19 protein-coding genes are annotated in these 20,205 nt (G+C 32.4%); 7 read left to right on the top strand and 12 right to left on the bottom strand.

The window, feature by feature from the left end; translation table 11 throughout:
- Positions 1-57: 57 nt before the first annotated feature.
- Complete coding sequence (rplI, locus tag PMT9312_RS09100; RefSeq protein ID WP_011377307.1) at positions 58-513, bottom strand: 50S ribosomal protein L9; 456 nt, start codon at positions 511-513, stop codon at positions 58-60.
- Between the two features lie 20 nt (positions 514-533).
- On the bottom strand, positions 534-1,472 hold the full coding sequence (locus PMT9312_RS09095; protein WP_011377306.1) for an acyl-CoA desaturase: 939 nt from the start codon (positions 1,470-1,472) through the stop codon (positions 534-536).
- A gap of 75 nt (positions 1,473-1,547) precedes the next feature.
- Here PMT9312_RS09095 and PMT9312_RS09090 point away from each other — a divergent pair, with 75 nt between their 5' ends.
- From PMT9312_RS09090 to PMT9312_RS09070, 5 genes are all read left to right on the top strand, one after another.
- A complete protein-coding gene (locus tag PMT9312_RS09090; protein WP_011377305.1) occupies positions 1,548-2,261 on the top strand; it encodes a hypothetical protein in 714 nt (237 codons plus the stop codon).
- A gap of 3 nt (positions 2,262-2,264) precedes the next feature.
- Positions 2,265-3,557, top strand: coding sequence for an aminotransferase class I/II-fold pyridoxal phosphate-dependent enzyme (locus tag PMT9312_RS09085; RefSeq protein WP_011377304.1), 1,293 nt, complete (start codon positions 2,265-2,267; stop codon positions 3,555-3,557).
- 2 nt (positions 3,558-3,559) lie between these two features.
- Positions 3,560-3,949 carry a glycine cleavage system protein GcvH gene (gcvH, locus tag PMT9312_RS09080; protein ID WP_011377303.1) on the top strand — a complete coding sequence of 130 codons (390 nt, stop codon included), beginning with the start codon at positions 3,560-3,562 and terminating at the stop codon, positions 3,947-3,949.
- Between the two features lie 43 nt (positions 3,950-3,992).
- Positions 3,993-6,902, top strand: coding sequence for an aminomethyl-transferring glycine dehydrogenase (gcvP, locus tag PMT9312_RS09075; RefSeq protein ID WP_011377302.1), 2,910 nt, complete (start codon positions 3,993-3,995; stop codon positions 6,900-6,902).
- 129 nt (positions 6,903-7,031) lie between these two features.
- Positions 7,032-7,280 (top strand): hypothetical protein, encoded by a 249-nt coding sequence (locus tag PMT9312_RS09070; protein WP_011377301.1) that lies wholly within the window; start codon positions 7,032-7,034, stop codon positions 7,278-7,280.
- Between the two features lie 12 nt (positions 7,281-7,292).
- Here the strand turns inward: PMT9312_RS09070 and PMT9312_RS09065 are convergent, their stop codons facing one another.
- The 6 genes from PMT9312_RS09065 to rpmI form a co-directional block, all read right to left on the bottom strand.
- On the bottom strand, positions 7,293-8,426 hold the full coding sequence (locus PMT9312_RS09065) for a glycosyltransferase family 4 protein (RefSeq protein ID WP_011377300.1): 1,134 nt from the start codon (positions 8,424-8,426) through the stop codon (positions 7,293-7,295).
- 27 nt (positions 8,427-8,453) lie between these two features.
- On the bottom strand, positions 8,454-9,647 hold the full coding sequence (locus tag PMT9312_RS09060; protein WP_011377299.1) for an NAD-dependent epimerase/dehydratase family protein: 1,194 nt from the start codon (positions 9,645-9,647) through the stop codon (positions 8,454-8,456).
- A 170-nt stretch (positions 9,648-9,817) separates the two neighbouring features.
- A complete protein-coding gene (locus PMT9312_RS09055) occupies positions 9,818-10,612 on the bottom strand; it encodes a thiazole synthase (protein WP_011377298.1) in 795 nt (264 codons plus the stop codon).
- Positions 10,613-10,614: 2 nt separating this feature from the next.
- The gene (locus tag PMT9312_RS09050) at positions 10,615-11,172 is read right to left on the bottom strand and encodes a tetratricopeptide repeat protein (protein ID WP_011377297.1); all 558 of its coding nucleotides are present in this window, start codon (positions 11,170-11,172) and stop codon (positions 10,615-10,617) included.
- A gap of 36 nt (positions 11,173-11,208) precedes the next feature.
- Positions 11,209-11,556: a 50S ribosomal protein L20 gene (gene rplT / locus PMT9312_RS09045; protein WP_011377296.1), complete on the bottom strand. Its 348-nt coding sequence runs from the start codon at positions 11,554-11,556 to the stop codon at positions 11,209-11,211.
- Between the two features lie 28 nt (positions 11,557-11,584).
- A complete protein-coding gene (rpmI, locus tag PMT9312_RS09040) occupies positions 11,585-11,782 on the bottom strand; it encodes a 50S ribosomal protein L35 (RefSeq protein ID WP_011377295.1) in 198 nt (65 codons plus the stop codon).
- A gap of 91 nt (positions 11,783-11,873) precedes the next feature.
- Here rpmI and PMT9312_RS09035 point away from each other — a divergent pair, with 91 nt between their 5' ends.
- Together PMT9312_RS09035 and PMT9312_RS09030 are read left to right on the top strand one after the other, a co-directional pair.
- Complete coding sequence (locus tag PMT9312_RS09035) at positions 11,874-13,427, top strand: SpoIID/LytB domain-containing protein (protein ID WP_011377294.1); 1,554 nt, start codon at positions 11,874-11,876, stop codon at positions 13,425-13,427.
- 12 nt (positions 13,428-13,439) lie between these two features.
- Positions 13,440-14,741, top strand: a complete 1,302-nt coding sequence (locus tag PMT9312_RS09030; RefSeq protein WP_011377293.1) for a glycosyltransferase family 2 protein — start codon at positions 13,440-13,442, stop codon at positions 14,739-14,741.
- Position 14,742: 1 nt separating this feature from the next.
- Here the strand turns inward: PMT9312_RS09030 and PMT9312_RS09025 are convergent, their stop codons facing one another.
- The 4 genes from PMT9312_RS09025 to tig all read right to left on the bottom strand — a co-directional run bounded on the left by PMT9312_RS09025 (position 14,743) and on the right by tig (position 20,168).
- Positions 14,743-16,482, bottom strand: a complete 1,740-nt coding sequence (locus tag PMT9312_RS09025) for a DNA polymerase III subunit gamma/tau (protein WP_011377292.1) — start codon at positions 16,480-16,482, stop codon at positions 14,743-14,745.
- A 58-nt stretch (positions 16,483-16,540) separates the two neighbouring features.
- The gene (gene clpX / locus PMT9312_RS09020; protein WP_011377291.1) at positions 16,541-17,908 is read right to left on the bottom strand and encodes an ATP-dependent protease ATP-binding subunit ClpX; all 1,368 of its coding nucleotides are present in this window, start codon (positions 17,906-17,908) and stop codon (positions 16,541-16,543) included.
- Between the two features lie 104 nt (positions 17,909-18,012).
- The gene (gene clpP, locus PMT9312_RS09015; protein ID WP_036923831.1) at positions 18,013-18,657 is read right to left on the bottom strand and encodes an ATP-dependent Clp endopeptidase proteolytic subunit ClpP; all 645 of its coding nucleotides are present in this window, start codon (positions 18,655-18,657) and stop codon (positions 18,013-18,015) included.
- A 65-nt stretch (positions 18,658-18,722) separates the two neighbouring features.
- Entirely contained in the window at positions 18,723-20,168 is a 1,446-nt protein-coding gene (gene tig / locus PMT9312_RS09010; protein ID WP_011377289.1) for a trigger factor, read from the bottom strand.
- Positions 20,169-20,205 lie beyond the last annotated feature (37 nt).

The following is a 20,205-nucleotide window of genomic DNA, read 5'->3' as shown; positions in this document are numbered from 1 at the left end:
TCTTTAATTGCTTAGATATATACTCTGACTACTTTTCAAAATAATGCAACAAATTGATTAACTTGTTACTTCAATATTTACTTCTGCATTTACATCTGGATGTAATTTTATTTTTGCAGTAAAGGAACCTAAATTATGAATATCAGGAACTGTGATGTTTCTTCTATCAATTTCTTTTTTAGTTGCTGCTTCTATTGCTTCGGCAACATCCCCATTAGTAACCGTTCCAAAAAGGACACCATCTTCTCCAACCTGTTTTTTGATAGTGAACCTACCTATTGTAGATAATGCAGTTTGGAAATCTAAAGCTTCTTGCTTTAATTTATCAGCAGCAATTTTTTCTTTTTCTTTTTTCCTTTCAATTTGTTTAAGGACTGCTGGTGTTACATTCATTGCCTTGCCATAAGGTAATAGAAAATTTCTTGCATATCCAGGTGCTACTTCAACTAGATCTCCTTCTTTACCCAGTGATGCGATTGATTCAGTTAATGCGACTTTTACTCTTTTAGCCATGAAAATATTGAACAATATAGTTAATAATAAGACCTAGAGGGTAACTTTACTTTTTTTGCAAGACCAAATTTCGCAAGAATCTTAATATGTTCCCAAGTTATATCGATTTGACCTCTAAATAATCCTTGTTTTGCAGAATTGGGGAATGCATGATGATTATTATGCCAACCTTCTCCAAATGTTAATGCAGCAACCCACGCATTATTTTTGGATGAGTCACCACTTTCAAATGGTGCCTTACCCCAACAATGAGTGGCTGAATTTACTAGCCAGGTTATGTGATAAACGACTACAAGTCTCAATGGAATTCCCCATAGCACCAAAGCCCAACCACCAACTCCTAATTTTTGACCTATTGCGAACAAAGAAAGTCCAATAGGAATTTGCAAAAATAAAAAATATTTATTTAGGAATCTATAGTATGGATCTTTAATTAAATCTGCACTTAGTTTTGGTACAGCTTTCAGTGCTTCAACGTCTTTAAACATCCAACCCATATGACTCCACCAAAAACCTTTTTTACTATTGTGATGATCTACTTCTGTATCTGAAAAGGAGTGGTGATGCCTATGTAAACCCACCCAATCAATAGGTCCATGCTGGCAACTTATAGCTCCGCAGGTAGCAAAAAATCTTTCTAACCATCTTGGAACAATGAACGATCTGTGTGATAACAATCTGTGATATCCAAGAGTGACTCCTAAACAAGCAGTTACCCAGTAAAAAAATAATAATGATGTGACTGCAGGTAGACTCCAAAACTTTGGTTGTAAAGCTATAAGGGAAAGAATATGAATTGCAACCATGAAAACTATTGTTCCCCAAGTTTTATGAAGTCTTGGAGGATATTTTTTTGAATGGCGGGAAGGTTCTACTAATTTTTCTGAGAGTTCTATAACTTTTTCAGCTGGAACAGGTTTTTTTAATTTTGCTGTTTCTTGGAAAATTACTGAATTCATGATATTGAAATACTATTTTCAAAATTACCGATATGTAATATTATCATACTATACTATTGATAAGTTTAATTATCTGTGAGTCTCGGATATCGCGATAAATTATCTAGAGGTCGAAGGGCTATGGCTCATTTGATACACCTCTGGCATGAGAGGAATGGTTGGTCACATAGGGTTTTGCCATTACTTTCTGAAATTCTTGATTTAGGTAAAGTTCATAATTCGCAAATTTCTAATCTTAGGAATGGAAAGTTATCTTCGCCAGGACCTGAGGTTTTTCTTGCTTTAGCTCAAGTTAATACGATTCTTGATCAAGGTATAGAAAAAATCAGGGATCGTTTACAAAGTGATTACCCAGATTTATGGAAATCTTTGCAAGAGTCTGCATTACCCTTAAAAAATGATTCTGGTAATCCATTGTCGGCCGGGGAATTATTTGAGATATTTTCAGGATTAAAATCTCTCCCTTCATCTTTTGACTGGTATATAGAAGATGAAGAAGCCTCTGCTTTAAGTGATGCCCTTTCAGTGCATTTTTGTCAGGATAAGGCTTGGAGATCATGTAAAATTAAGGTAATGGAAGCTTATGCTGTAAATAAATCTAACCGTAGAGAACGTTTTGCCGAGGTAATAGCAGGAATTAGAGACTATACGGCTGAAGAATTAGATGGAGAACTACTTGATTTATATGAGGCTTCAAAAAAACTCTCCTATTTTCAGGGCAGAGGACCTAATGCTTTCCTCGCAGAATTAAGAAATTTAGCTTCTGAAAAATCACATGAGTTTTCATAATTAATGACACTAAACAATAACTTAAAATTGGCTGAAAATGCTGTTCTTTCTGTAGAAGAGGGTTTAAGTAAAGTTTTTCAAGAAAGATCCAATCAGGTTTTCCAGAAATTAGATAATATTTTGACAATTTTTAAGGAAGAAAAAGTTTCTACTAGTCATTTCAATCAATCCTCTGGTAGTGGTCATGATGATATATCTAGAGAAAAAATTGATGCGGTTTTTGCAAGATTTTTTCTTGCTGAAAAGGCAGCTGTGAGAATGCAATTTGTAAGTGGAACGCATGCAATAAGTTCCGTCTTATTTGGAATTCTTAGACCTGGAGATGTGATGTTATCTCTTACAGGACAACCGTATGACACATTAGAAGAAGTGATAGGAATAAGGGGAGGAGGTAAAGGCTCACTTAAAGATTTTGAGATTGAATATAAGCAAATAAATATCTGCGAGAATTTTGATTCTTTTGAAGAAAAAATTGTTCATTCTTTTAAAGAAAATTCATGCAAATTAGTATTCATACAAAAAAGTTGTGGATATAGTTGGAGAAAATCTCTTACTAATCATCAGATAGAGAAAATTTGTAGTCTGATTCATTCTCTTGATCCTAACTGCATATGTTTTGTTGATAACTGTTATGGAGAGCTTGTTGAAGATAGTGAACCTATTTCTAAAGGGGCAAATATCATTGCTGGATCATTGATTAAAAATTTGGGAGGGACAATCGTTCCTACTGGTGGGTACATTGCAGGAGATGCAGAGTTGGTTGAGATGGCCTGTTCTAGGTTGACTTCACCAGGTATTGGTTCATCAGCAGGAATAAATTTTGGCCTAGGAAGATTAATTTTGCAGGGTTTGTTTTTAGCACCACAAATTGTTCATGAATCACTAAAAGGTGCTGATATGGTTGCCTCAGTTTTTAAAAATTTGGGATTTAAGGTTTTGCCAGAGCCAGCAAATTATAGATCTGATCTTATTCAAGCAGTGAGATTGAATAATCCTGATTTGGTACAAAAAGTTTGTCAATCTTTTCAAAATTCTTCACCAGTAGATTCTTTTTTAAATGTTGTTCCATCACCAATGGAAGGATATGATTCAAAATTATTAATGGCAGGAGGTACATTTATTGAAGGTAGTACAAGTGAATTTTCCGCTGATGCTCCTCTAAGAGATCCTTACAATATTTTTGTTCAAGGTGGTTCTCACATAGCTCATATCAAAATTGCATTAATTCAATTATTATCTGAATTATTAGAGGAAAAATTAATTTCAAAGGATTCTCTACTTTCTTTATCAACTTAATCATGTCTTACCAGTTTCCAGACAACCTCAACTATGCTGATACCCATGAATATGTCTTAGAAGAAGAAGGATTGTTAAAAATTGGAGTTAGTGAATTTGCTATAGATCAATTAGGAGATATTGTTTTTGTTGAGTTAGCTGATCAAGGGGCTACTTTAGAGAAAGGTGAGACTTTTGGAACAATAGAATCTGTTAAGGCCGTTGAGGAAGTCTATCTGCCTTTTTCAGGGGAAATAGTATCTGTAAATGAAAGTGTTATTGATAACCCTGAGCTTTTACAGAATGATCCGATTGGAGAAGGTTGGTTAGTCATTTTGAAACCAGAATCAAAAGTATCAATTGCTGATTTGATGACTTCTGAGGAATATAAATCAAAGGTTATGCCAAATTAAAGCAAAATCTTTATTAATAGGCTAAGTTATAGAAAAATTGGATATGAAATCCACCGTTAATTCAGATTTATTTATTAATAGACACCTTGGTTTGAGTGATGTTGATGAGCAGAAAATGCTCTCTAAGATTGGTTTTAATAATATTGATCAATTTATAAATCAAGTTATTCCTGAAGATATTCAGCTTAACGATAAATCTTCAGAAATATTGCCCCAAGGTTGCTCAGAAATTGAGGCTTTAAATGAATTAGAAGAGATTGCGAATAAAAACACCAAAATGAGATCCTTAATAGGGCTTGGTTATTATGACAATCACATGCCTAAAGTAATTCAAAAGCATGTGCTTGAAAATCCTAGGTGGTACACGTCTTATACTCCATACCAAGCAGAAATTGCACAAGGAAGATTAGAAGCTCTTTTTAATTTTCAGACTATTGTTTGTGAACTGACAGGATTCCCTATCGCCAATGCATCTTTGTTAGATGAGGGCACTGCTGCTGCTGAAGCTATGGCCATGAGTTTTGCGGCAAGAAAAAATAAATCTTCAAAACTTTATTTGGTGGAATCAAATGTTTTTGACCATACTTTCAATGTTCTACAAACCAGAGCAAAACCTTTGGGAATATCCTTAAAACGCTTTAATCAAAGCAATCTTCCTAATCATGATGATGTTTTTGGAATTTTGTTGCAATTACCCGGTAAAAATGGGGAATTATTTGATCCCACATTTTTAATATCCCAAGCACATAGATCAGAAATTATTGTGACGGGATGTATTGATCCACTGGCACAAGTTTTAATTAAACCAATCTCTGAATTTGGTGTGGATGTTGCAGTGGGCAGTATGCAAAGATTTGGAGTTCCATTGGGTTTTGGTGGACCCCACGCTGCATTTTTTGCGTGTAGCGAAAAATATAAAAGGCTTATCCCTGGAAGAATTGTTGGTCAAACTCTCTCTAAAAATGGAGAAAAATCTTTAAGACTTGCATTACAAACAAGAGAGCAACATATTAGAAGGGAGAAGGCTACTAGTAATATTTGTACTGCTCAATCTTTGTTAGCCATAATTTCTTCTTTTTATGCTATTTATCATGGACCTACCGGTTTAACGCAAATTGCTAAGAGATTAGTGCAGTTGAGAATAAATTTAGAATCATGTTTGGCTGATTTGGGTTTTGATATTCCCGATGGGATTAGATTTGATAGTGTTGATGTTTATTCTGAGCATTCCCAAAAAATTCATAATGAAGCTTTAAACAATGGTTACAACCTAAGAATTTTGCCTTTGGGATCAACTATTGAAAACTCAACTGGCTTTGGGATCTCTTTAGATGAGATGAGTAATGAAAAAGAAATCGAAGATATTTTAACTTTCATAGCAAATGTTATAGAAAAAAAAGAAGATTTAGACAATATAAAATTTGATCAGGGATTTCAGCTTGAAAGTCTAGCTTTGAGGTCTACTGAATGGATGCAGCAAGATATATTCACAACTTACCAAAGTGAAACTGAATTAATGAGATATATATTCCGTCTTGCTGAAAAAGATTTTTCTTTAGTTGATGGAATGATGCCATTAGGAAGCTGTACCATGAAGTTAAATTCTGCAGCGGAGTTAAATCCAGTCTCTTGGGCTAATTTATCTTCAATTCATCCTTTTTCTCCACCAAACCAAACTAAGGGCTATTCAAAAATAATATCTGACCTTGAAAAATGGATAAGTGATATTGTTGGTTTAAAATCAGTTTCTTTTCAACCAAATGCAGGCTCTCAAGGAGAGTTTGCAGGCTTATTGGCAATAAATTCTTATTTTGTATCAAAAGGGGAACTTTCAAGAAAAAAATGTTTAATTCCTAAAAGTGCTCATGGAACAAATCCTGCTAGTGCAGTTATGGCAGGTTTTGATGTTTTAACTGTTGAATGTGATGAAGAAGGAAATATTGATTTTCAAGATTTGTCGATTAAGGTGACGAAATTTGATACTCAAATTGGCGCTCTGATGTTGACTTACCCTTCTACTCATGGAGTTTTTGAATTACAAATCAGAAAGATTTGTGACTTAATTCACTCTATTGGGGGATTTGTTTATTTAGATGGAGCAAATCTTAATGCTCAGGTTGGATTATGCAAACCGGGGAACTATGGAGTTGACATTTGTCATTTGAATTTACATAAGACATTCTGTATTCCACATGGAGGAGGAGGTCCAGGAGTGGGTCCAGTTGCTGCATCAGAAACTTTAAGCCCATTTCTTCCTACTCATTCTTTAAAGGATAATAATTTATCCAACAGTTCAAATTACGTATCTTCTGCCAAGCACGGGAGTGCAAGTATTCTTCCAATCAGTTGGATGTACATAAAAATGGCTGGTCTTTGTGGTTTAAGGAAAGCAACTTCGCATGCAATTTTATCGGCTAATTATATTGCGCATACTTTAAAGCATAAATTCAAGATTCTCTATAAAGGAAAAAATAATTTTGTAGCACATGAATGTATTTTAGATTTTAGAGATTTAAAATCAAAAACTGGTTTGAGTGTAAATGATTTAGCTAAACGATTAATAGATTATAGTTTTCATGCCCCAACAATTAGTTGGCCTGTTCCAGAGACCATAATGATAGAGCCTACTGAAAGTGAGAGTTTGGCAGAATTGGATAGATTTTGTGAGGCTATGCTATTGATCGGGGAAGAAATCAGTGAAATAGAAAATAATATTGAATTAAATAATAATAATGTAATAAGTAATGCTCCTCATACTCTTAAAGAGTTGATTGCTGATACTTGGAATTATCCTTATTCGAAGGAAAAAGCTTCTTTTCCTTATGGCACTCAAACAGCTATCAAGTTTTGGTCTGCAGTTTCTAGGATTAATAATGCATATGGTGATCGCAATTTAATTTGTTCTTGCAATGTCAATCAAGAAGAGACTTTAGACGAAAAAAAATGTGCTTAAAGGACTAGCGTCCTTGTATTTACTTAGTTATTATCAATATGAATAAAAATTTAATATTTTCTTATAGAATTTTTTTAGATTTTTTGATTAAAATAACCGAGCATCAAATTTTTTGGGGTATTTGAAGCTATGACTAAAGATTTTAAATCTGGTAATGTTAAACACTTGCCAATAAAAGGTATAAACTTGCCAAATTTTGTTAATAATTTTTCAGGGGATAACTCAAATATTTGTTCCATTGAAGGAACTAATGTTATAAGAGTACCTTTTGGTAAAAAATTCTCAAAGAAAAAAAGGCCTGAAAAGAATCAAAATATAGCTACCCTAATACTTCCTTTAAGTTCGTATAGTAATCCTACGCCTCCACACGTAGCATAATTTAAATAATGTTTAATCTATTTCTTTGAGAGTATCTGAATAATAATTTTGCAGTTGTAACGTTGCTTGATTCCAATCCCATTTTTCTGCTTCGTTTCGTGCCTCTTTCCTCATAACTTCTCTTTTATCTTCATTCTCTAGAATTTTTTTTGTTGCTTCAATTAAACTTTGTTCACCATTGTCTTTTTCATCAGGATCATATAAACAACCATTAATACCATCGCTAATTATGTCTGGAATTCCTCCTTTATTTGCTCCTATAACTGGACATCCTGCTGCCATTGCTTCTAGTAAAACCAATCCAAGTGTTTCTGTACTAGAGGGAAATAAAAATATATCACCAGAGGCATAGGCGCTAGCAAGTTCATCTCCAGATAAATATCCTATGAAATTAGTCTTGGTATTCTCGAATATTTTTTCAAGCTGGTTTCTATATGGTCCGTCACCTACAAGTGCTAGGCATGCATTAGGAATACTTTCTAAGACTGGTTTTATTCTCTCAATTTGTTTTTCTGCGGATAATCTTCCTACATAAATCAATAGGAAATTAGCATCTTGATATTTCCCAAATAATTTTCCTCTCATTGCCTCACTTCTCAAATCTGGTCGGAAACTGTAAGTATCTACTCCTCTTTGCCATAGAGCAGTCCTTTGAATACCTTTATCTTTTAACTCATTGACCATAGCGGTGGAAGTACATAAATTTAATAAGGCTTGATTATGAGCTGCTTTAAGTAATTCCCACAAAAGTGGCTCTAACATACCCATACCGTAATATTCCAGATATTTTGGAAGATGAGTATGATAGCTAGCAATTAAAGGAATATTATTAGTTTTCGCCAACCATATGCCACCTAAGCCAAGTACAGCTGGATTAACAACATGAATCAAATCTGGGTTGAATTTTTCTAACTTATCTGAAACTGCAGGACCTGGTAAACCAAGCTTCAACTCTGGGTATAGTGGTAAGGGCATTGCAGCAACTCCAACTACAGTTGCTCCCATATATGATTCTGGACACCCCTCTGGACAAAAAATAATAACTTCATCACCATTTTTTATTAAAAATTCAATCGTTTTAGTCAGTCTTGTGACTATGCCGTCAACTTTAGGTAAAAAAGTTTCAGTAAACAGTGCAATTTTCACTTTCTTCGGGTAATTATTTCAGGAATTTTAATTAGTCTTTATAGCCTCAGCTTGTTTTTTAGTCCAGGATGAAACACAAGGTATGCGTTTTAAATCACATCTCTTGGAGTATTTTTTAGCAACTTCAACAACTTCTTCTAATAAGCCATTATCAAGAGTGGTTGGATTTAAACCTAATTCTATAAAGCATTTATTATCAACAATCAAATCATTTTCAACGGCTTCGTTCCTTGGATTTGGTAAATAATTGATATCAGCCCCTGTGAGAGATGCAATTTTTTTAGCTAGCTCCCCAACTTGATGACTTTCAGTCATTTGATTAAAGATTTTGACTCTCTCTCCAGATTTTGGAGGATTCTCAAGAGCAAGTTGCACACATTTTACCGAATCTTTTATATGTATAAATGCTCTTGTTTGCCCTCCTGTTCCATGAACACTTAAAGGATATCCAATAGCAGCTTGCATGAGAAATCTGTTTAGAACAGTTCCATAATCTCCGTCATAATCAAATCTGTTTGTCAATCTAGGATCTTTCAAAGTTGCTTCTGTATTTGTTCCCCAAACAATACCTTGATGCAGATCAGTTATTCTTACAAGATCATTTTTGTTGTAGTAAAGAAATAATAATTGATCTAAAGTTTTTGTCATATGGTAAACACTACCTGGACTTGCAGGGTGTAATATTTCTTCTTCAAAGCGGCTTCCATCTGGTTGTGGAACTTCAACCTTTAAATAACCTTCTGGAATTGTTGCACCTCTATGGGATCCATATCCGTAGACTCCCATTGTTCCTAAATGAACAACATGAATATCTAAATTAGATTCTACGATTGCAGCTAGAAGGTTGTGCGTGCCATTAACATTATTATCAACTGTATATCTTTTCGTAAAACTCGATTTCATCGAGTAAGGCGCTGCTCTTTGTTCTGCGAAATGGATAACTGAATCTGGTTTCTCTTCAATAAGCAAATTCAGTAATTTTTGATATTGTTTAGAGATATCCATATTAAGAAATCTCATAGGTTTACCACCAATCTCTTCCCATGCAGAAAGTCTTTCTGTTATCGAAGAGATCGGAGTTAAAGATTCTACTTCTAGATCAATATCTATTTTTCTACGACTTAAATTGTCGACAATTATTACATCATGATTTTGCTCTGCTAAATTCACCGCACAAGGCCAACCGCAAAAACCATCTCCACCAAGAACAATAACTTTCACTCAGAACTCCAGAATTAATAGATTCATAATATATTTATTAAATTACTACAGTGTGCTTCCCATTTGCGAAAAAACATTGTAAAAAGTTTCAAATCTTCTTTCTTAATTAGGAAAATAGAATCAAAAAATAAATTTTTAGTCTCGTGTAAACTTTGTTTAAATTTAGAAAATTAGATAGATATGTTTTTCTCTGGTGAACTTGCTATTGCAAAGTCTTGTTTTTTAATTCTTCCTGCAAGAAAAGCTTGCCTGCCTGCTTTTACGCCATAATTGATTGCTTGAGCCATTAGAGGGGGATTTTTAGCTTGTGCTATTGCACTATTGATTAAAACACCATCGGCTCCAAGTTCCATAGCTTGAGATGCTTCACTTGGCACTCCAATCCCTGCGTCAATTATCACAGGTACTTTGGCATTCTCAATAATTATCGCTATGTTTGATAAATTTAATAAACCTTGTCCGGAGCCAATAGGCGAGCCTAATGGCATTACAGTTGAACAACCTAATTCTTCTAGTCTTTTTGCAAGAATAGGATCTGCATTTATATAGGGAAGTACAGCAAAACCTTTTTTTATTAAAACTTCAGCTGCCTTTACCGTTTCTATTGGGTCTGGCAACAAATATTTTTTGTCAGGAATCACTTCCAACTTGACAAAATTATTTTCTTCTTGACCAGATAATTTTGCAAGCTCTCTTCCCAACATTGCTATTCTGACGGCTTCATCGGCATTCACACAACCAGCTGTATTAGGAAGCATCCAGTATTTTTTCCAGTTAATCTTTTCGAGTAAATTGTCTCCGGTCTGATCATTTTTAATTCTTCTAACAGCGACAGTTATAATTTCTGTGTCTGAATTTGACAAACTTTCTACCATATCTTGTGTAGATTTGTATTTGCCAGTACCTACCATTAATCTACTGGAAAATTGTTTTCCTCCAATTCGTAAAGATGAATAATTGTCCATATTTAAAATCCTTTATCTTTTATCCCTTGATAAGGTTTGTAGTTATTTCTTTTTTCTAATTCCTTACTTTTTTTAATTGCGGTTTTGTTTTTTGGATCTATAACTAAAACCTTCTGATAAGTGGCATATGCCAAGTCATATTCCAATAAACGCTGTTGTGCTGATGCAAGATTATTTAAGGCTATTGGATATTCGGGGAGTGATTTTATTGCTGAGTTATAGTGTTTAATTGCTTTTTTAAACTCATTTTGGGCAGCATAAGAAAATCCTAAAGCATTATTTATAATGGCTTTGGCCTCATCAGGTTCATTTTCATAATTATCAATAGCTTTTAAAAAAGTCTTAGTTGCTTCAGAATATAATCTTTTTTTTATCTGAATAGAGCCAAATTCATATAATTCTGTGGCTTGAGTTATGGAATCTAAACCTTTTTGTTCAAATTTTACTAAATTCAATTCTTCACTTCTTGTTCTTAAAAATTGTCTTAAAACAAAAATAGAAATTATTATTAGTACTACAAAAAGAATTATTATATAGGATTGAAAGGAAGATATTTCCATTATTTAGAATTATTTTTTAAGATTATATTCTTTTTTTTAATTGCTAACTGAAGAAACTATTTTTTCAAAACATTTTGGGTCATTTAAGGCTAATTGAGCAAGCATTTTTCTATTAATGATAATTTCAGAATTTTTCATGCCATTTATTAACTTGCTATAGTTCGTACCATTTATTCTGGCTGAAGCATTAATTCTAGAAATCCACAGTCTTCTAAAATCTCTTTTTCTTCTTCTTCTATCTCTGTAAGCATTACAAAGAGCTTTCATTACTCTTTGATTTGCTGTTCTGAAAAGATTTTTGTTTCCACCTCTAAAACCTTTTGCAAGATTTAAGATTTTGTTTCTTCTTTTTCTGGCTATATTGCCTCTTTTTACACGTGCCATGAATTACTAAGGAAAATGGGTGAACGATTTATGCGTATGGAATCATCAATTTTACATTATCGGCATCTCTTTCATCAACTACGGCTTTTGTTGAAAGATGTCTTTTTAACTTTGAGCTTTTATGATCAAGTAAATGATTATGGTAAGCTCTTCTTCTCATGAATTTACCCGTTGCAGTAGCTTTAAATCTTTTGGCAGCTGATTTACGAGTTTTTAGTTTAGACATTTAAGTCAAATATGTTTAATTAGGATAATCTAAACCTTTATATGCATTGGTGCAAATTAAAGTTTTTAATTGATAGGGAAATTTGCTACTTATGAAACTTAAATTTACCTTTTTAAATTTATTTTTAGGATTTATTTCTATTTTAATAATTAACACTAAATTTACTTCTAATCTAGTCGCAGAAGAATCGCTAAATGTTGATCTCAATACAGAAATTAAAAAAGGAAAATTTTTAATAGGTTTAAAGCAATATCTTGGCGGGGAAAATGATAGTTTTTCTAGGAAAAGGAATATAAATTTTATAACTGATGCAGGCTTTTTAAACTTGCATTCATCAAATGGGATCAAACATAAATCAAAACAGATTAATATTACCTGGGTGGATATACCCATAAAAAATCCAAAAACAATTGAAAGAATTGTTTTTGGTCCTTTTGCTAGCTATGAATCAGCAAAAAAACAAGCAGATAATTTAAAAGATAAAGGATTTGAGACGACTATTGCTTTCCCTGAAAATTGGGAAGTATGGATTCCATTTGAAGATGATCTGCCAGAGTTTGAATTACAAAATAAGATTTCTAGAAAAATAAAAAATATTCAAATTACTCCTTTTCTTAGAAGTGATTATAGTGTTATGAAACTCGAAGGACCTATATATATTTATGCCGAAGAGGAAATAAAAATAAATGGTGTCAATTTTGGCAAAAATTTTTATTTAATAAAAGATTCATATGGAACTTGGACATTAGTTCAAAAAATTGAGTTTGATGATTATTTGGCAGGAGTTTTGCCATACGAAATTGGACTGAATTCTCCTTTAGAAGCACTTAAGGCACAAGCAGTTATTGCAAGAACTTGGGGAATTTTTAATTCTGATAGATTTAATATGGATAAATACCATTTATGTATAAGCACTCAATGCCAAGTGTATAAGCCTTCTCAAATTAAAAATAAAAAAGTACAAAAAGCTATAGAAGCAACTTCAAATTTAATTCTCACATATAGAAATCAACCAATAAATGCGTTTTACCATGGTTCTAATGGTGGCGTATCTGCTACTGCAGGCGAATCTTGGCAAATTCAAGATTATTCTTATTTCACCTCAATCATAGATCGTTCTAAATCATTCAATAAAATTTTTAAACTTCCAATTACAAGTGAATCTGATTTAAATAATTTTTTAGATTTTGATAAAAAACAGTTTTATGGGAGTAATCATTCTCTTTTTCGATGGAATAAGAAAATTTCTAGTCCTGACATTAAAGAAAAGTTAATTAAACACAAACTTATCAATATTAATGAAAATGTTTTGGATTTAAAATCTATTGAACGTGGTTCTAGTGGAAGAGTGACAAAATTGGAAATACAGACGAACAAAGTCAATAAATCTATTGTTCTAGTCAAAGATGATATTCGACGGGTATTAAATTTTATACCTAGTAATTTATTTACTATTAATAAATTAAGTGATGATTTATGGCTTTTGAGAGGAGGAGGCTTCGGTCATGGTGTAGGTTTATCTCAATCAGGAGCAATTGAAATGGCTAAATTAGGATTCTCTTATGTACAAATATTGAATCATTACTATCGAGATGTAAAACTAAAAAAAATTGAGATATTGTCTCAAGGAAAATTAAATAATTAAAAATTTACTTTTATGAGTAAGGGTTTTTATAAAAATCGAAGATTGAAGTCGTTTATATTTCTTAGCGCTTGTTTTTTAGTAGCTCTTATTCCTCATGTTTACAATATCGAAAGTTTCTTTTACCTTATATTGACTCTTTCTTTTGTGATTGTTTTGTACGGTTTAATAGTTATTTCTAGAAATTTCAAAAGGAAAAACGTTTCAAATACTGAAAGCAGCAGAATTAGCAATAAAGAGTTACCCGTGCTTGATATTTTAGTCGCAGCGAGAGATGAAGAGAATGTCATAGCAAGATTAGTTGAAAGATTATTTAATTTAGATTATCCAACAAATAAATTAAATATTTACATAATCGATGATGGCAGTTCTGATAAGACGCCTTTAATTTTAGATCGATTATCTAGACAATATGAAAAGCTAAAAGTAGTTAGTCGTTCTCCAAACGCAGGAGGGGGAAAGTCAGGAGCTTTAAATTATGCCTTGAAGTTTACTCATGGTGAATGGTTATTAGTTTTGGATGCTGATGCTCAATTAAAACAAGATTCTTTGATCAGGTTATTTAGTTTTGTAAAAGAGGGTGATTGGTCTGCAGTTCAATTAAGAAAATCAGTAACAAATGTAAGTAAGAACTTTTTAACTTCATGTCAGTCAATGGAGATGGCTATGGACGCAATCTTTCAATATGGAAGATTGTCAGTTGCTGGAGTTTCTGAATTAAGGGGAAATGGTCAATTAATTAAGAAAGATACATTATTGGCATGTGGTTCTTTTAATGAAGACACAGTTACAGATGATCTTGATTTAAGTTTAAGGTTATTATTATCAAAATCTAGAATTGGAATCTTATGGGATCCTCCTGTCATGGAGGAAGCAGTTGAGAATTTAAATGCTTTATTATCGCAAAGGCAAAGATGGGCAGAGGGGGGTTTGCAACGATTCTTTGATTATGGGGACCAATTAGTTACTAATAAAATTGATTATTTGCAAAAATTTGATTTAACTTACTTCTTCATCTTGCAATATGCACTACCAATAATTTCTATTTTTGATTTAGTTCTCAGTATTGCTTTATTAGATTCACCAATTTACTGGCCTATTTCATTCACAGCTTTTATGTTATCTGGAATTGCTTTTTGGTACGGTTCTTCCTGCAAAAGCGAAGTACCTGTATTGCAAGAAAAAAATTTTTTGATGGTATTTGTTTCGGTTTTTTATTTATCACATTGGTTTCTAGTAATCCCCTGGGTAACAATAAAGATGTCTATTTTCCCAAAAAAGATACTTTGGCGAAAAACTCTTCATACTGGAGTTTAATTTATTCATCAAGGTCTATAATTTCTCCATTAAAAAAATTTGCTAAGTTTTTTGAACTATCATCATAAGTTTCCTCGTTAGATATTTTTGTTGAAGAATTAGTTTTTAGTTCATTTTTTTTTGTTAGTTTCAAATTCTTTACTTCATTTTGGGAGACTTCTGGAGTGTTTGTTTTGTTACTTTGAATTAATTGTTTGGTTGAAAAATTAAGTATTATTTGATCTCCAAAGATCTTTTTAACTGTATTTTCAATTATAACTTTTCTGCTTTTTATCATATTTTCCCAGTTTGGAGCTAATGCAATTGTGATTTTCTCCGAATCAAAACTTTCAAGTTCTGCTTGTTGTGAAAGTAACATTCTTGTTGATGGCAACTCTAATTTAGAAAGAATTAATTCCCATTTATCTTTTAAGTTATTTGAACCAAGATTATTTTGGCTATTTTTAGAAATATTTCCCATATTTTCTTTTTCAAGACCATTAAAATTTTCTACTTTTTCTACTTTTTCTACTTTTTTTGAAATCAATTGCTCTCTACTGATATTCTCTTTGATACTTGGTTTTTGAATTTCATTAGAATTATTTTCTTCATTAATTATTACCTTTCTTTTTATCTTTTCTTGCTTATTATCAATACTATTTATCTTGTGATTATCTAAAAGGCCAGTTAAATGTATTTCCAGCCAAAGCCTTGGATTATCACTTGTTTTGAGTTGATATTCAATATTTCTAAGATGATTATGCCAATTAATTATTGTTGATTTATTGATTGTTTTTGAGATTTTATCCAATTCATCTTGAAATCCATCAGAAGTATAATAAAGATCTGAATATTTATTATTTGTAGTGTGAAGTAGTAAATCTCTTGTTATGTTTAATAACCCAATAATGATTTGATAGGGTTCGTTTCCATCATCATATAATTTGTTGCAGGTGATAATTAATGATTCTGGATTATTCTCAATTAATGATTTGATCAGATTTGTTAATTCAATTTCTGATACTTCTCCCAACAGATTTTTAATATTATTAATTGTTATGCCTTCCGGAAGAAGATTAAGTTGTTCAAGGAGGCTTTGTGCATCTCTCATACCTCCATTAGATCTTTTTGCAATAATGTTTAACGCCTGAACTTCATATTTAATCGATTCTTTTTCTGCGATTTCTGATAAATGTTGAAAAATGTCACTAGGACTTATTCTTCTAAAATCAAACTTTTGACATCTACTTTGTATTGTATTTAATACTCTCTCAGGATTTGTTGTCGCAAGAATAAATACTACTCTTGAGGGTGGTTCTTCAATAGTTTTTAATAAAGCATTTGAAGCTGCTGTTGAAAGCATATGACATTCATCAATAACGTATACCTTCCATCTCGCTTGAGTAGGTGCAAATCTAGCTCTTTCAATAATTTCTCTTATATTTTCTACTCCAGTATTCGATGCTGCATCAATTTCGATAATATCTAGAGCGTTCCCATCTGTGATTTGTCTACATAAGTCACACTTACCACAAGGATGTATTGTTGGTTCTTCGAATGCTTGGCAGTTTAAAGATTTCGCAAATATTCGCGCACTTGATGTTTTGCCAGTGCCTCTTGGACCATTAAAAAGATAAGCTGGAGAAATCTTTTTTGTTAATAGTGCTTGTTTTAGAGTAATGGATATAAAATTTTGACCTACCAGTTCATCTAGGTTGCTTGGTCTATATTTTTGATGAAAAGGCTTATGTATATTAGGCATTTATTCTTCATTAATTAGAACAATTAGGGTTAAAATTGCAAAAATTAAACTCTACTTTTTATGCAGACTCTTTAATGATTCTTTTTGATCCTGAAGGTAGTTTAACAATTTTGGATGAGAATAAATTATCTACCATTTTTTTTGTAATTGTGAATTCTTTTACATTTTTTTCAGAAGGCAAAGTGTACATTACGTCTAGCATAAGCTCCTCAATTATTGATCTTAATGCTCTTGCACCTGTTTTTCTTTTATATGCTTCATTAGCTATTGCTTCAACAGAATCAGGCTCAAATTTCAATTCAACATTATCCATACTTAGTAACGTTTTGAATTGCTTGACTAATGCATCTCTCGGTTGAGTTAAAATAGATTCTAAAGTTTCTTTAGTCAGACGATCTAATACAGCACAAACGGGAATTCTTCCAATAAATTCTGGAATTAGCCCATATTTCACTAAATCATCTAACTCTAAATTTTTTAAGGAATCTCTTGGTTCTACTAGTTTTTTTGTATCAACGTTGTTTTGATCTGAATTGGTGGTAAATCCTATAGAGTGTTTACCCATACGCTTTTGAACGATATCCTCTAAACCTATAAAAGCCCCCCCGCAAATAAATAATATTTGACTCGTATCAATTTGGATGCAGTCATGATAAGGATGTTTTCTGCCGCCTTGCGGTGGCACATTAGCAATTGTTCCTTCAAGCATTTTTAATAATGCTTGTTGTACTCCTTCACCAGAGACATCTCTAGTAATTGAAGGATTCTCACTTTTTCTTGCAATTTTATCTATTTCATCTATATAGATAATTCCTTTTTGAGCTAGTTCTACATTCATTTCTGATTTTTGTAGAAGTCTTAAAAGTATGTTTTCAACATCTTCCCCAACATATCCAGCTTCTGTCAAAGTCGTTGCATCAGCAACTGCAAAAGGAACATCTAGAAACTCAGCTAAAGTCTGCGCCAATAACGTTTTTCCACTTCCAGTAGGGCCGATGAGTAAAATATTCGATTTTTGTAATTTCGTTGCTTGTGAATCAGTTGAATTGCTATTTTTACTTTCTTCTTTAACTTTCCATGCTAATCGTTTGTAGTGGTTATATACGGCTACTGATAATATTTTTTTTGCAGATTCTTGGCCAACAACTTGATTATCTAGAAAACTTTTAATTTCTAATGGCTTAGGAATTGAGGTTAATTCTAAAGGAACAGATTTTTTTGGATTATCATTTGTTAATTTCTTTTTTACTTGCGGAGAGTTGTTTGTGTTCGCTTGATTATCAAGTAGTTCTTCATCGAGAATTTCATTACAAAGGTCTATGCACTCATCACAGATATAAACCCCAGGACCAGCTATAAGCTTTCTTACTTGGTCTTGTGATTTCCCGCAAAATGAACATTTAAGATGGGCGTCGAATTTAGCCATCGATTATAAGTTTTAATGTGAAAGGTGTTAAATATTCCCTATTCACTAGGATTGCTTATAAATATCGATTCGTCATCATATTCTTAAAAAATCAGTATCCCTTGTCACTTTTTGATAACTTTATCAATTAATCCATATTCGACTGCTTCTGAAGGAGATAAAAAGTAATCTCTTTCTGTATCTTCATTAATTTTTTCCAAAGGTTGACCGGTATGTTCTGCTAAGAGCGAATTTAATGTTTTCTTAAGAAAAAGTATTTCTTTTGCTTGTATTTCAATCTCTACTGCTTGACCTTGTGCACCTCCAAGAGGCTGATGAATCATGATCCTAGAATTAGGTAAAGCCAATCTTTTCCCCTTTGCACCTCCAGAAAGTAGAAATGCTCCCATACTTGCAGCTACTCCAAAACATATTGTCACTACATCTGGGGATATTTGTTGCATAGTATCGTATATGGCCATTCCTGCAGTTACTGAGCCTCCAGGAGAATTGATATATATTTGTATGTCTTTTTCGGGATCTTCAGCTTCAAGAAATAATAATTGTGCAACAAGAGAGTCTGATACTTGATCGTTAATTCCACTACCTAAAAAAATTATTCTCTCCCTCAATAGTCGTGAATAAATATCAAAAGCTCTTTCTCCTCTACCAGATTGTTCTATAACAGTAGGCACCGCTCCAATAGTTTTATGAATACTTTCGTAAGAACTTATTGAGCTTTGGATTAAATGTTTTTTTTCTGAGTTCACAAAATAGTTTTCCACTTATAGATAATTTAAGGGGTTTTTGTTTAATTAGTAGGAAATTTCATAAATTATTTTTTTTCTTTTTTATTTTGAGTTTTTGTGGCTTTTGTTGTTTTTGTCGCAGTTTTTGTGGCTTTTGTTGTTTTTGTCGTTGTTTTTTTCGCTTTTGTTGTTTTGGAAGCTTGAGAAGCTTTTGTAGTTTTTTCTTTTACTTCGGAATTTTCTTCAAGCCAAATTATTAATTTTTCTTTTAGTAAATCTTTACTTATTACTTCTGTTAACTTTTTAATATCTATTTGTTTTGAAGATTGAGAGATTGCATCTTCATAATCTTTCATTTTTAAATCAATTTCATCTTTTTCAACTGTTATGTTTTCTTTTTCAGCTAATGCTTTTAGAGCTAAATTTCTTTGAACATTTTTTTCAGCCTGAGGCCTTGTGGACTCTGATAATGACTTTACTAATTCCGGAGTGAAAGTAGATTTAACATCAAGACCTTGTTGAGCAAATCTTTGCGCTGTTTGTTCAATATTATTTCTCACTTCTATATCAATCATAGATTTTGGAATTTCAGCAACCAATTCGTTTGTTAAGGCATCTAATAAAGCTTCAATTTTGATATCTTTTTGAGTTTTTTCAAAATTTTCTTTAAGTTGCTTTTCAATATCTTTCTTTAACTCTTTTAAAGATTCTTTGTTTCCAGACTGTTTTGCAAAATCGTCATTAAGTTCAGGTAATTCTTTTTCCTTAAGATCCTTAAGACTTACTTCAAAGATTGCCTCTTTGCCTCTTGAATCCTCATGAGAATAATCTTCAGGAAATTTCAGGTTTAGTGTTTTAGTATCACCAATTTTCATCTTTACTATTCCCTCAACGAAACCGGGAATCATTTTGTTCTTTTCTAATTCAAGATCCATTGATTCACTTGTCCCACCATCAATTTCTTTTCCAGAATCTTTATATTTCCCTTTGAAACTAACTACAGCAATGTCCCCTAATTTCGCTGCTCTATTGGTTACTGGAATAATATTTGCAAACTGACTTCTAGATTTTTCTAGCGCTTCATCTACTGACTTAGGATCAAACTTAGTTTTTGAGATTTCAACACTAAGTCCTTTGGATTTCTTTAGTTTTAATTCGGGGGCAACATCAGTTTGAAGAGTAAACTTAAGTGATTTTTCAGGACTAAACTTTGCAAGTAAAGATTCAAATCCATCTACCAATTCTGGCTCACTTAGTGGCTCAATAGATTTTATTTTTAATGCTTCTTGCCATGATTTATCAATTATTTTTTCTAAAGCAGAAGCATGTAATTGTGTGATGCCAATTCTTTGGATTAAGACTTGTTTAGGGATTTTACCAAGTCTAAAGCCCGGAATTTTAGCCGAACGACTAATAGTACTGATTGTCTCATTTACACACGTTTTGCATGTCTCAGATGGTATTTCTAATTCAAATGAAATTCTACTTTGAGGTAGAGGAGTGGTTTTGACTATTAATGCTTCTTTAGCCATGTTTTTTGTAATTATTACTATAAGCCGAATCTTAATT

This window comes from Prochlorococcus marinus str. MIT 9312 (assembly GCF_000012645.1).
Taxonomy (GTDB): domain Bacteria; phylum Cyanobacteriota; class Cyanobacteriia; order PCC-6307; family Cyanobiaceae; genus Prochlorococcus_A; species Prochlorococcus_A marinus_L.
This window is presented reverse-complemented; position numbering and strand designations above follow the sequence as displayed.